Here is a 1,207-nt window from a genome sequence, read left to right as displayed (position 1 = left end):
TGCCACAACTGGCGAAAGCAAAGCTAGTAACGGAAGAAGAGCAAGCAGAACTGATTCAGAAAGCACAATGTGGTTTACTGCATGAAGTTGCGCAACAACAAGGTAGCGAAGGGCTAATTTCTCATTGGAACAGTCTGGCTCGTAAAGTGAAGCAAGACACGCATCTTATTGCTTGTTTTGCACGTGAGCTTATCGCTCGTAAAGCCGATACCGAAGCCTTTACCGTACTAAAAGAAGCACTGAAAAAGCAGCCTGAACCAGAACTTTACCAACTACTGCCAGACTTAAACCTACCAGATATCCATCCTGTAGTAGTCTTCCTAGAAGGCGTAGTAAAGAAAGAATCTGACAACGCAGCGGCACACAGCGCTCTAGCACACTTCTACTTCCGCCAAGAGAAGTGGCAACAAGCTCAGGAGCACTTTGAAATAGCTCTAAAACTTCGCTCAGACGTATCTGACTATGCTTTCCTAGCAGACACACTAGAGAAGCAAAATCTAACCAAAGCAGCTCATGAAGTCTCTCGTAAAGCTCTGATGCTGGTTCAGCACGACTAACCAGTAACAACATTATCAAGCCGACAGTTTACTGTCGGCTTTTTATTGCCTGCCATTTATCCATAACCATCAACACGTATTAAATTAACTAGAAACCCAGCCCCCCCTCTCTCTTAAACCACTCGCTACAGTTTGACCCTTATCGTTTTTTCGGCTTTTCCCCACCCACGCCAATGAGCACCACTCAACAGACAAGCAATACCAATCTAAGTAAAAACATGATCCAATTGAGGCTGTCCAACAACAGAACTGATTCGCTATGGACAGCCTCAATAATATCGACTTTAAAAAACTCGCAAGTCAGCAAAAATCCATTCAGATGAAAATGAGGCCACTGACCCTTACTCATTTCAAAGATGGACACTCACGTACACAAATCGCCAAGTTTCTCAAGGTAAGCCGAACCAGTGTCAATAAGTAGGTTCAAACCTTTCTTGAAGAAGGGCTGGAAGGACGGCAAGAAAAGCCAAGAATAGGAAGACCACCATTCTTAACTTCCGAGCAAAGAGAGCTGTTGAGCCAATACATAAAAGATAAAGCCAATGACTTTAAAATGTCAGTGTCATCAAACTTTCGCCCTATTCTTCAGAGCCAAACCCTATCGAACAAGTATGGCGTTGGTTGAGGCAACACTATTTAGCCAATCAATA

General features: G+C 43.6%; 1 protein-coding gene. It reads left to right on the top strand.

Features of this window, described 5'->3' with window-relative positions:
• Positions 1-557 (top strand): heme biosynthesis protein HemY (locus tag R8N28_RS25765; protein WP_412079936.1); only part of this gene is annotated, 557 nt, incomplete at its 5' end.
• Positions 558-1,207 lie beyond the last annotated feature (650 nt).

The sequence above is a fragment of the Vibrio sp. Vb1554 genome, assembly GCF_033344235.1.
The sequence above is the reverse complement of the archived record's forward strand: the minus strand, read 5'-3'. Positions and strand labels throughout refer to the sequence as shown.